Raw genomic sequence first — 11176 nt, forward strand, 5'->3', positions numbered from 1 at the left:
GCATAGACGATCCGTCAATGGATGATCAGCGATCGAACGGCGCTGTGCAGGCTGCGGGCGATGACCTCGGACATGCCCATGACGACGTGAAGCCGGGTGCTCTGCAGCACGTAATGGTCCAGGAAGCCGCCGATGTTGACGACTCCGGACAGGTGGATGTCTCCGACCGGGGCGAGCTTCTTCTGTACGCCGGCGCCCGGATGGATCGGTCCGTCTCCGGCTTGAATATATCCGACGCTGGAGGACTTGCCGAGACAGGCGTCGATTCCGATAATAAAAGGGTGGGGAACCTCGCGCCGCACGCGCTCGAGCGTAGACTCCAGGTTGAGCGCGTGAACGGGGTCCGCCAGCGTGCCGAACAGCTCGAAGGCGCCGCTGCGGTATTTGCTTAGCGCAGTGCCGGTGAGCGGTCCGAGAGAATCTCCGGTGGAACGGTCGGTGCCGAGACAGACGACGACCAGCCGCTGCCCGGGAAGCAGCGAACGGAAGTAGCCGCCGAGACGCTCGGACAATTGAGAGGAAGCTGCCGGATCCGTATAAAGCACGTTCAGGTGGACGGGACGAGCAGGGTTCGATAGCATCGCTGCAGCTCCTTTTCCGGTGGGCAATTTGGTTTAAGAAAAGGATACGTAACGTAACCGGAAAAGTCTGTCTAATCGTATCGCCGCGCAGTGGTCCCGGAGACTCGTTTTTAGCAGGGCTGCGGGGCCGCCCTTGTCGAACGGCCGGCAGAAAAACGGGAATTCCCGCGGCAAAACCGCGAATGAACGGGAGGAGATTCGATATGAACTTCATCGAGAAAAGACTGGACGAGCTGAACCGCTATCGTCCGGATCCGACCGCTCCAGGCGATTTGGACGCGTTCTGGGAGCGTACGCTTCGGGCGTCGGCGGCCAAGCCTCCGCAGGGCACGAGGACGCAAACGGCAAGTCTCTCCCCGTATATGACGGTCTATCGGGTCGAATACGAAGGGTATGACGAGACGCCGATTCGCGGCTGGTACGTGCTTCCCGCGTTTGCGGGCGAGCGGGATTTGCCGTGCATCGTGCTTTTTCACGGATATAGCGGAAGCAAAGGCTACCCCGAGCAGTATGCGGATCTGCTCCTGATGGGCTACGCGGTGTTCGCCATCGACGTGCGCGGCCAAGGCGGGGAAACGGGCAATCTGCTGCCGCAATCGTTCGGCATGACCAAGGGCTGGATCTCCCAGGGATTGCTCGATCCGGAGACGAGCTACTACAAGGCGATCACGGTCGACGCCGTGCGGGCGTTGGAGTGGGCGGCGCAGCAGCCGGAGATCGACCCGGCGCGGATCGTGGCGGCGGGCGCCAGCCAGGGCGGAGGACTTGCCCTGATCTCGTCCGCGCTAAGCGGAATCCCTTGCAAGACGGTCGCGGACATCCCGAACATGTGCCATATGGATTACGGCATCCTGAATTCGACGGGCTCGCTGACGGAAGCGGCCGCGTTCGTCTCTATGCATCCCGATAAGCTGGAGCAGGTGCTGCAGACGCTCAGCTACTTCGACATGCTGAACTTGTGCTGCCGGCTGAGCCGCCCGGTGTTCGTCTCGCTCGGCTTGAAGGACACCGTCTGCCTGCCGGAGACGATCTTCGCCGTCTACAACCGGATCGCCGCGCCGAAGGAACTGCAGGTCTATCCGTTCAACGGCCACTATACGAGCGGTGACCATCTGCGGCGAGTCATGCAATTTCTGAACGGTTAATCGTCCGGCGGTCGGAATGGCGGGAGCCTCTTGACATCCGCTACTGTAACTACTATTATTACAGTACAGACGGAAACAGTTTCCGTTTTGCAAACGGCAGTTGCTTAAATTCCGACGAAGGCGGTGGAAGATCATGAACTTTGAAGTAGGAGATTGGGTAACCGGCCGGACGGGCCGGGGCGAGCTGGTACACGGGTACATCGAAGCTCTGCAGCCCCTTCAGGGGAGCGTGGTCGTCCGCGTGATCCAGTCGGATCGCGAAGCCGCGGTCGGTCGAGGGGTTCCGGTCCGGAACGCGGCGGTTCGCAAGCTGCCGGATTATACGGCCGAAGACGAGAACGGACTGAACGAGTTGATCGAGCTGGCGCTGCAGACCCGCGACGAGACGTGGTTCCGGGAACTCACGGGCAAGCTGGCCGCTTTGAAGGACCGTTCGTCCCGTTCCGCCGAGACGATCGAGATCCCGCAGGCGATCCGCAACAGGCTCGGATCCCGGCTGCCCCATTGAACGCGTTCCCATACCGGAGATAGTCAAGAGTCAGGCAACCAACCAGGCGCAAGCGGCCTGGTTGTTTTTTTATGCGTTGACCCGAATGACGGGCGGAGCAAAGGGGCACAAGAAGGCATAGCGCCGCAACCTTTTCCGGCATCGCGCCGTTTAGGAGGATGTCGGCGATGTAGAGCCGGCAGGACGGAACGGAAAGGAGTTTTTCAGATGAAAAAACGATGGATTTTGGCGGTGACCGCGGCCGGTCTGCTCGGCACGACGGCCGCCGCGAGCGCCACCGGCTTGATCGAGAAAGTGTCGGGCGTCATTCGCAACGACGTCACGGTGACGGTCGACGGCGGGTCGACCGGCATGAAGCCGGTATTTATCAACGGGCAAGCTTATTTGCCGGTCCGCGACGAAGCGGAGGCGCTGGGCTACGAAGCGAGCTACAACGCAAAGGACAAGCAGTTGGAGCTTCATAAGGCCGGCGGCGAGGAAGCGGCCGAATACGCCCGGATCTCCGGCGTCATTCAGAAAGTCGAGGCGGCGGATGGCGGCGCGGTCCGAATCGATGCGATCGGCAACGGCAACGCCCACTGGATCATTCTGACCGCCGACAAGGATACGGTTATCAAGGATTCCGAAGGCAACGCCTTCGCCGCCGGCGATCTCAAGGCGGGAATGCAGCTGACGGCGGAATACGGCCCGGTCGTCGCGATGAGCTATCCCGGCCAATCGCACGCCGCTTCGATTACGGTCGGTATGCAAACGCTGATTCGCGAGGACGTCGTGAAGGCGGTCGAGAAGAAAGACGGCGGCTGGCAGGTCCAGTTCGGCGAACGGACGGCAGACGGAGCTTCCGAAGGCGCGTTGACGCTGAACGCCGGCAAAGAGACCGTCCTGCTCGACTCCGAAAGGCAGCCGGTCAAATGGGAAGACCTCGCTCCCGGCACGAAGGTAAGAGCTTATTACGGTCCGATCATGACGAAGAGTCTCCCGCCGCAAAGCCCGCTTCACGTGCTGGTGGTGCTGTCCGGCACCGGCTCCGGCCCGGATTCTTCCGCGGAGACGCCGTAACCAGAAGCAAGCCCGAGAGCGGCTGCCTTGCCGCCTCGGGCTTTTTTGCGCCGTTGCCGATTCATGGCTCCCGCCGCAGCGTGAACACCGCGATCTCCGGCTTGACGCCGAAGCGCAGCCGGAGCCGGGTCGTGCCAAGGCCGCGGTGGACATAAAGCCGGTACGGCCGGGAGTCGCGCCGCCGGGACGCGATCTCGTAGCTGCCGGCGAGATACTTCCGGCCGTATCCGGTGCGGATGATCGCGCCGAGCAGCGGGAGCGATACTTGACCGCCGTGGCTGTGTCCGGACAGTTGAAGGTCGATCGGGTAGGCGGTCAGCTCGTCGGCGGCATCGGGCTCGTGAACGAGCAGCAGGTGGAACGCCTTCTCCGGCAGTCCGGACAGCGTCCGCTTCGGATTCGGGCGCCCGCGAACGTAGTCGTCCAAGCCCGACACCGTGATGGCGTCGCCGTTCGGCTGCGCGATCCGGCACGTCTCGTTCACCAGCACGCGAAATCCGCCCTGCTCCAGCAGCGGACCCGATTTTCGCGTGACGCGGCTGATGCCGAAGTCGTGGTTGCCGTACACGGCGAACTTGCCGAGCGGAGCTTCCATGCGCGACAGATGCGGAACGACCGAAGGGTCGCCTTCCCACCCTTTGCGCCGCGCATCGTACAGATCGCCGGTGAACACGAGGATATCGGGCGAAAGCCCGTTCACGAGATCAACGAGGCTTTCGAATTCCCGCAATGGATGGAAAGGGCTGATATGCGTGTCGCTCACCTGGACGATCCGTACGCCGTCGAAGCCGGCGGGAACGAACGGCGAGCGGATTTCATGGCGGGTCACGACCCGCCGGCGGGGCTCGACCGCATACGCATAATAGAGAAAAATCAGAACGATAATGACGAGCGCCGGCCCGATCCACGACACGTCGGCTTCCCCTCCTCTGGCGTGAGCTTCAAACGTTCTTTAGTAGCGTAGCAGAAAATGCGCCGCCAAACAAAATCGAAGACTTTCGGCCGCTTGCAATTCCGCGATCTAGGCGCATACTGGAATAGAATTCATTTTATTCGCCGCAGAGGAGGACTATGGCAACATGGCTCTGATTCAATGCCGCTTTTTCTCGGAGGTTCTCGGGCTCAGCACCTCGATGACCGTCATTCTTCCTCAGCAGACGCTCGGGCAGATCGGAATGAGCGGAACGGCCCGGGGAGACAAGCATCCGACGCTGTATTTGCTGCACGGTCTGTCGGACGACGACTCGATCTGGCTGCGGCGCACGTCGATCGAACGCTATGTCGCCGGCCTGGGGCTCGCGGTCGTCATGCCGAACGTCCATCGGAGCTTCTATACCGATATGGAGTACGGAGGGCGCTACTGGACGTTTCTGTCCGAAGAGCTGCCGGCCGTCGCGCGCTCGTTTTTTCCGCTGTCGGAAGCAAGGGAGGACAACTTTGTCGCCGGTTTGTCGATGGGAGGATACGGTGCGTTCAAATGGGCGCTTCGCCATCCGGATCGGTTCGCGAAAGCGGCCAGCCTGTCGGGCGTGACGGACATCGCCGGCCATCTCGAGGACGCCCCTCCGGACAGCCCGATCGGGCAAGTGGCCAGGCTGGTGTTCGGCGACCGTCCGGTTCGGGGAACGGCGGACGACCCGATCTGGCTGATGGAGCAAGCCGTCGCCTCCGGCGTCCCGCTTCCGGGATTGTACCAGGCTTGCGGCACCGAGGACTTTCTTTACCGCGAGAACGTCTCGTTCCGCCTGGCCTGCCAGAACGCCGGCTATCCGAACTATCTTTACGAGGAAGGTCCGGGCGGTCATTCGTGGGAATACTGGGACGAGCACATTCAGAAGGCGCTGGCCTTCTTTTTCCCGGAAAAGTAACCGGCGGACTATCCGAGCAGCGATAAAATCCAGGGAGTCGCGGCAAGCGTCACGAACGCGGTGAGCATCATGGCGATCGTCGCGATCGAACCGGTCGCTGCGTCATATTCGAGCGCCTTGCTGATGCCGGCCGAATGGGCGCTCGTGCCCAGCAGAATGCCGCGGGCGACCGGCGTGCGCATGCGCAGCGCCCGGACGATCGGCGGTCCCATCAGCAGGCCGAACAGGCCGGTAATCAGCGTGGCGACGGCGGTGACCGTCGGGATGCCGCCGACCAGCTGCGAGACGCCGACCGCGATCGGCGTCGTCGCGGAGCGAGGGGCGAGGCTGTCGGTCACGTTCGGCTGGAGATCGAACAGTCGGGCCAGCCCGACGGACGTGACGATGGCCGAGACGGCGCCGCAGCCGGCGCCGGCCGCGATGGCGGGCGCATGCTTGCGCAGCACGTCGATATGCTTGTAGAGCGTCACGGCGAGCGCGACGGTGGCCGGCTCGACGAGATCGCTGAGCCAGCCGGCTCCCTTGTCGTAGTTATCGAAGCTGACGCCGCTGCATAAGAGAATCGCGATCAGAACGGCCGGCGTCACGAGCAGCGGGGTCAAGTAAATTTTGCCGAAAACGCGGTAGAGCCGCTTCGCCAACAGGTAGACGGCAACGGTAACCGCCAGCCAGAAGAAGGCGTTCATCCTTGCATCTTCCTTTCGCGTCCGGCGGCGACGCGGCCGCCGACCCAACCGGAGACGATCATCACGATCGCCGTGCTGGCCGCGATCGTCAGGACGATCCGCCAGCCGCTGGCGGCGATCAGGCTGCCGTAATCGACGATGCCGACCGCGGCGGGAACGAAGAACAGCAGCATCTCCGCGAGCAGCCACTTGGCGCCGAGCTCGACCCATTCCAGGCGCAGGATGCGCAGCTTGAGCAGAGCGAACAGCAGGGCGATGCCCGCCACGCTGCCCGGGACCGGCGCATGCAGCCAGGCGACGAGAAGGTCGGCAGCCTTCGCGAACGCGACGAGCAGCGCGATCTGCGCCGCCGTTTTGCCCCAATGGAGCGCCTGCCTCATGTTCAACATCCCCTTTCCTAGACAGAACCAGTATACGGCTCGGTTCATTATGCGTAAAATGAATATATTGAATGATTTACATTCTCTTTATCTATGATAGGGGAATCTTATGGACATCCGTCATTTGCAATGCGTATCCGAGATCGTCCGCCTGAACAGCTTCACGAAAGCGGCGGAGGCGCTTCACGTCACCCAACCGACCGTCAGCAAGATGATCAAAAACCTGGAAAGCGAGCTGCGCATCGATATTTTCGCGCGCGACGGCAAGCGGATCAAGCTGACCGACGCCGGGGAAGCGATGCTTCGGCACGCCGGTCCGATCCTGCAGTCCTTCGACGATCTGCTGACCGAGCTGCACGATTTGACCTATCTGAACAAGGGAAGCATCCGGATCGGGCTGCCGCCGATGACAGGCTCCGGCTTCTTTCCGGCCGTAATCAAAAGCTTCCAGGAGCGCTACCCGGGCATCGCCATCAAGGTGACGGAAGACGGAGCGCGGAAAGTCGAGGAGGGGATCGCGGAAGGGATGCTGGACGTGGGCGTCGTGCTGCTGCCGCTGGACGAAGAGCTGTACGATTCGTTCCCGATCGTGGACGACCGGCTCCGGGTCGTGCTTCATCCGGACCACAAGCTGGCCGGTCGCAAGCGGATCGAGCTTGCGGAGCTGGCGGACGAGCCGTTCCTGCTGTTCAACGACCATTTCGCGCTTCACGAGCTCATTCCCCGCGAGTGCCGCGCAGCCGGATTCGAGCCGCACGTCGCCTTCGAGAGCTCGCAATGGGACTTCCTCGTCGAATCGGCGGCGGCCGGGCTCGGCGTCACGCTGCTGCCCGAGACGATCTGCCGTTCGATCGATCCGGCGAAAGCGCGCACGGCAGAGCTCGTTCATCCGATCATTCCCTGGCGGCCCGCGATGGCATGGCGAAGGGACGGTTATATCTCGCTGGCGGCGCGGGAGTGGATCCGGTTCGCGCGGGCGGCTTTCGAATCGGCGCGGTCGTAACGGCACGGCAACGAAATCCTCGGTTTGTTCATATTCCGTTCAAAAAAGGCTGGTATAGTCGAAGGCAGAAGATAGAAGGGGAGTGATCCGGTGAGAGAATGTCTGGATGTTCGCAGGGCCGTCTTGTATGTCGGGTTCGCCACGATATTGTTCGCCTTGATCACGATGTGGCCCCATTAGCGGGGCGGAAGCGCGAAGCCGATTCTCCGGCGCGGAAGGAAGCCGGAGAATCGGCTTCGTTTGCTTTTGGGGGAAGGGTTGCACGTCATAGCCCGAAGGAATGAATGTAATGCCAAAATTTCATCGCCCGGCCGCGCGGAAATCGTGTATCATTCGGGTAACACTCGTTAAGGAGAGACCGCAATATGACTCCCGCCCCGTTGTCCCGCAAGCAAACGATCCTCGGCTTGCTTTTCCTTGTCATCATGTGGGGCGTCAACTGGCCCCTATCCAAATACGCGCTTCGTTTCACGCCGCCGCTGTTGTTCGCGGGCCTGCGCACGCTCGTCGGCGGCCTGCTTCTGATCGCCGTCGCTCTGCCGCGTCGGAGGATACTCCGCTGGAGAGAGACGTGGCGCATCTACGTAATGTCGGCTTTTCTGAGCATCGTGTTTTATTACGGGTTCCAGACGGTCGGCCTCAAGTATATGCCCGCCGGGCTGTTCTCCGCCATCGTCTTCCTGCAGCCGGTGCTGCTCGGCCTGTTCGCCTGGCTGTGGCTGGGCGAGCGGATGTACGGGCTTAAGGTCGTCGGCCTGCTGCTCGGCTTCGCCGGCGTGGCCGCGATGAGCGTCGGCGGACTGGAGGGGGGCGTGTCCGGCATAGGCATCGTGCTGGCGCTCGCTTCCGCCTTGAGCTGGGCGCTGGGCACCGTGTACGCCAAACGTTCGACGGCGAAGGCCGACCCGCTGTGGATGACCGCCATGCAAATCTCGATCGGCGGCGTCGTGATGCTCGGATACGGCTCCGCCACCGAACCATGGCCCGGCATCCGCTGGACCGGTTCCTTTATCGCCGACACGCTGTTCATCTCCGTCTTCGTCATCGCGCTCGGCTGGCTCGTCTACTTCAAGCTGATCGGCTCCGGCGAAGCGACGAAGGTCGGCTCGTTCACGTTCCTGATCCCTGTCGTCTCCATCGCCTGCAGCGTGATGTTCCTGAACGAGCGGATCACCTTGAACCTGGTGCTGGGCATCGTGCTTATCGTCGCCAGCATCCTTCTCGTCAACGTGAAGCCGAAGCGGCTGAAGAACGCCTCTTCCTGAAGACGGCCCTTTTCGCCCGGGCGGCGGCTTCCGGTCTGTGGTAGAATGATAGCCGAAGATTCGAAGCGATAAAGGAGAGCGTCCATGGCAGGCAAATTTTACGTCGTCTGGGAAGGCGCGACCCCCGGCGTCTATGCGAGCTGGCCCGAATGCCAGGCGCAGGTGAACGGCGTCGTCGGCGCCAAGTACAAGTCCTATCCCTCGCGGGCGGAAGCCGAACGGGCGTACCGGGAAGGCTGGAAGAAGCATTGGGGCAGCGGCAAACCGGGCGGCTCCGCCGGTGCGAAAAGCGCGTCGGGAGCCGCGCGGGCAAGCGGAACGGCGGCGTCCCGATCCGGGGCCGGCGGGTCGGCTTCGCGGGAGATCGACTACGACAGCATCTCGGTCGACGTCGGAACGCGGGGGAATCCCGGTCCGGTGGAGTACAAGGGCGTCGATACGCAGACGGGAGACGTGCTGTTCTCCTGCGGGCCGATTCGCAAAGGCACGAACAATCTCGGCGAATTTCTCGCCATCGTGCACGCGCTGGCTTACTTGAAGAAGAACGGCAGCGCCAAAACGGTGTACAGCGATTCCCGCACCGCGCTCAAATGGCTGAGGGACAAGCAGGTGGTCACGACGCTGGCGCGGGACGAGTCGACGAAGGAGATCTGGGAGCTGGTCGACCGAGCGCTTCATTGGCTGCGGACGAATACCTACCCGAATAAAGTGCTCAAATGGCAGACGGAAGAGTGGGGCGAGATCAAAGCCGACTACGGGCGAAAATAAATTCAGCCGCCGAACAGCCTGAATTTCTTGCGCTTTTTCGACCGGGAGGCGGTTCCGGCTTCCGGTCGCGCAGGCTCCGGCACGGCCGGCTTCGAATCCGCATCCCGGGAAACGGCGGACTGCCGCATTCCCTCTACGGCGTCGGATAACAGAACGACCATCCGCCGCAGCTCCTCCAGCTCTTGCCGCTGCTGGTAGAGCTGGGCGGTGACGACCTCGTCCGCTTTTTGGGCGACCGCGCGTTCGAGGTGATCGACGCGAAGATGAAGCATGTCCATGTCGGGCGGGAGCGCGGCGCTTTCCGTTCTGCCCGCTGGCGTCGCTTGCTTTCCGGGCAGTACGATTTTGTCCAGCTGAACGCCGCGGCGAACTTCCTCTTTGATTTTTTCCAGCAGCTTGAATTCTTGCTCCGTGAACAGATAATGTCCCAGCCGGTCTTTCGGGAAAACATTCGGAAAGCAGGCGACCCATCGCTTGAGCGTCGACTGGCTGATCCCCAGCCGCTCGGCGATTTCTTTCGTTCCCAGGCTCATGCTCCTCACTCCTTGCCCGATTCTATCGGTACGAATTCGAGGCTCGGAGAGGATTCCCTGCCGGGGCGACAAAGGTGCCTCTCATTCGGCAAAAGAAGTTCCGATTCGCGCCGCCCGTCAGTGGCTTCCCCGTTTTTTCCTGCGGGACAAACTTTGCAGCCGGCGGGCAATCGCCACGAGCAGCTGCAGATCCTCCTCTTCCAGTCCGGGCAGGCAGCCTGCCAGATCTTCAAGCAGGTTAAGGCGCGTCTTCTCCGTCGTTTGCCCGGCGACCGCTTCCCATCCGGAAGCCGTTTGCTCGAATTTACCGAGCAGCAGCCAGTCCAAGGAAACGGAGAATGTCTCGGCGATGGAGACCAGCGCGCGGGCTCCGGGAACCGTGGGGCGCCTTTCGCTTTCCCAATCCCCGACATTGCCGGCGGAAACGCCGATTTTTTCTCCGAATTCTGCCATGGATAAGTTGGATGCTTGGCGGATATGTTTGAGCCGTTGCTTGATCGTATGCATGGCGAGACCTCCGATGGGCAGTGCGATAATCGAATTTTCGATTAATAATGATTGAATTTGCACGAAAATACGTATATAATGGAATTTTGCAAGGGAATGATTTCCTTGGTTTGAATCGAATTATAACATGCTTAGACCGATCTCAAAGCCGATTATATAGAATCTTCCTTGCACGAAATGAACCAAATTCCATGAAACGACTGAGGGCCATGAAACTTCCGAAGCAAACAAACCCGCCCATCTTCATGAGAGGACAGGCGCAATTTCAATATTTGCGGGATTGGGTGCTTCCTTATTTGGAGAGAACCCGGCCGAACGAACTCCGAATCTGGTGCGCGGACGGCGGAGCGGGGGCTGATCCTTATACGCTGGCGATGCTGATCGCCGATTATTTCGCAGAAGACAAACCGTCGTGGCGCATCCGGATCACGGCGACGGAATCGTCGGGTCTCGCACTGGGCGAAGCCGAGCGGGGCGTATATGCCAACGAGAATTTGGTGCTGCTGCCGCCGCAGTGGATAGGCCGGTATTTCCGGCCGGTATCCGCGTTCGAATCGGCCGTAACGGACCCGGTCAAGGCGGACGTCCGGTTCGCGGCCTGCCCGCTGCATATGGAGGCGGTGCCCGGCAGCCTTCCGTTCGACATCGTCCTCTGCCGCAACATGCTGAGCGAATGCATGGACCGCGAACGGCTCGTCCGCCTGCTGCACGCGGCGACGGCGGAGGGGGGGTACCTGGTGATCGGCCCGACGGAGACGCTTAGTCCGAGAAGTTCCGGTTCTTTTCACTGCGAGATGCCATCGATTTACCGCAAGCGGGGCGCGGAACGGAGCGCCGTTCCGTCGCGGCCGCTGTCAATCTTCTGAGAAAATG

General features: G+C 61.5%; 14 protein-coding genes. 8 read left to right on the forward strand and 6 right to left on the reverse strand.

Going from position 1 to position 11176, the window contains the following annotated elements; translation table 11 throughout:
• Window positions 1-14: 14 nt before the first annotated feature.
• Window positions 15-581 (reverse strand): spore protease YyaC, encoded by a 567-nt coding sequence (gene yyaC / locus H7C18_RS34315; RefSeq protein WP_185133638.1) that lies wholly within the window; start codon window positions 579-581, stop codon window positions 15-17.
• A gap of 203 nt (window positions 582-784) precedes the next feature.
• Here yyaC and H7C18_RS34320 point away from each other — a divergent pair, with 203 nt between their 5' ends.
• The 3 genes from H7C18_RS34320 (at window position 785) to H7C18_RS34330 (ending at window position 3293) form a co-directional block, all read left to right on the forward strand.
• A complete protein-coding gene (locus H7C18_RS34320; protein ID WP_185133639.1) occupies window positions 785-1726 on the forward strand; it encodes an acetylxylan esterase in 942 nt (313 codons plus the stop codon).
• A gap of 133 nt (window positions 1727-1859) precedes the next feature.
• Entirely contained in the window at window positions 1860-2234 is a 375-nt protein-coding gene (locus tag H7C18_RS34325; RefSeq protein WP_185133640.1) for a hypothetical protein, read from the forward strand.
• Between the two features lie 207 nt (window positions 2235-2441).
• On the forward strand, window positions 2442-3293 hold the full coding sequence (locus H7C18_RS34330) for a stalk domain-containing protein (protein WP_185133641.1): 852 nt from the start codon (window positions 2442-2444) through the stop codon (window positions 3291-3293).
• Between the two features lie 61 nt (window positions 3294-3354).
• Here H7C18_RS34330 and H7C18_RS34335 read toward each other — a convergent pair whose 3' ends face one another.
• A complete protein-coding gene (locus tag H7C18_RS34335) occupies window positions 3355-4206 on the reverse strand; it encodes a metallophosphoesterase (RefSeq protein WP_185133642.1) in 852 nt (283 codons plus the stop codon).
• 166 nt (window positions 4207-4372) lie between these two features.
• Here H7C18_RS34335 and H7C18_RS34340 point away from each other — a divergent pair, with 166 nt between their 5' ends.
• Window positions 4373-5161 carry an alpha/beta hydrolase gene (locus tag H7C18_RS34340; RefSeq protein ID WP_185133643.1) on the forward strand — a complete coding sequence of 263 codons (789 nt, stop codon included), beginning with the start codon at window positions 4373-4375 and terminating at the stop codon, window positions 5159-5161.
• Window positions 5162-5169: 8 nt separating this feature from the next.
• Here H7C18_RS34340 and H7C18_RS34345 read toward each other — a convergent pair whose 3' ends face one another.
• Window positions 5170-5847, reverse strand: a complete 678-nt coding sequence (locus H7C18_RS34345; protein ID WP_185133644.1) for an LrgB family protein — start codon at window positions 5845-5847, stop codon at window positions 5170-5172.
• Window positions 5844-6227 carry a CidA/LrgA family protein gene (locus H7C18_RS34350; RefSeq protein ID WP_185133645.1) on the reverse strand — a complete coding sequence of 128 codons (384 nt, stop codon included), beginning with the start codon at window positions 6225-6227 and terminating at the stop codon, window positions 5844-5846. The genes H7C18_RS34345 and H7C18_RS34350 overlap by 4 nt, the downstream gene beginning before the upstream one ends.
• 109 nt (window positions 6228-6336) lie before the next feature.
• Between H7C18_RS34350 and H7C18_RS34355 the strand changes: the two genes are divergently transcribed.
• The 3 genes from H7C18_RS34355 (at window position 6337) to rnhA (ending at window position 9263) form a co-directional block, all read left to right on the forward strand.
• The gene (locus H7C18_RS34355) at window positions 6337-7230 is read left to right on the forward strand and encodes a LysR family transcriptional regulator (RefSeq protein WP_185133646.1); all 894 of its coding nucleotides are present in this window, start codon (window positions 6337-6339) and stop codon (window positions 7228-7230) included.
• Window positions 7231-7595: 365 nt separating this feature from the next.
• Window positions 7596-8495 (forward strand): DMT family transporter, encoded by a 900-nt coding sequence (locus tag H7C18_RS34360; RefSeq protein ID WP_185133647.1) that lies wholly within the window; start codon window positions 7596-7598, stop codon window positions 8493-8495.
• 84 nt (window positions 8496-8579) lie between these two features.
• The gene (gene rnhA / locus H7C18_RS34365; protein ID WP_185133648.1) at window positions 8580-9263 is read left to right on the forward strand and encodes a ribonuclease H; all 684 of its coding nucleotides are present in this window, start codon (window positions 8580-8582) and stop codon (window positions 9261-9263) included.
• 2 nt (window positions 9264-9265) lie between these two features.
• On the opposite strand, the gene H7C18_RS34370 is transcribed toward rnhA, so the two are convergent.
• Together H7C18_RS34370 and H7C18_RS34375 are read right to left on the reverse strand one after the other, a co-directional pair.
• The gene (locus H7C18_RS34370) at window positions 9266-9796 is read right to left on the reverse strand and encodes a MerR family transcriptional regulator (RefSeq protein WP_185133649.1); all 531 of its coding nucleotides are present in this window, start codon (window positions 9794-9796) and stop codon (window positions 9266-9268) included.
• Between the two features lie 117 nt (window positions 9797-9913).
• Window positions 9914-10303, reverse strand: coding sequence for a helix-turn-helix domain-containing protein (locus H7C18_RS34375; RefSeq protein ID WP_185133650.1), 390 nt, complete (start codon window positions 10301-10303; stop codon window positions 9914-9916).
• 191 nt (window positions 10304-10494) lie between these two features.
• On the opposite strand from H7C18_RS34375, the gene H7C18_RS34380 reads away from it, so the two are divergent.
• Window positions 10495-11169 carry a CheR family methyltransferase gene (locus tag H7C18_RS34380; RefSeq protein ID WP_185133651.1) on the forward strand — a complete coding sequence of 225 codons (675 nt, stop codon included), beginning with the start codon at window positions 10495-10497 and terminating at the stop codon, window positions 11167-11169.
• The last annotated feature ends 7 nt before the right edge of the window (window positions 11170-11176 follow it).

The sequence above is a fragment of the Cohnella zeiphila genome (genome assembly GCF_014212055.1).
GTDB classification, from domain to species: domain Bacteria; phylum Bacillota; class Bacilli; order Paenibacillales; family Paenibacillaceae; genus Cohnella; species Cohnella zeiphila.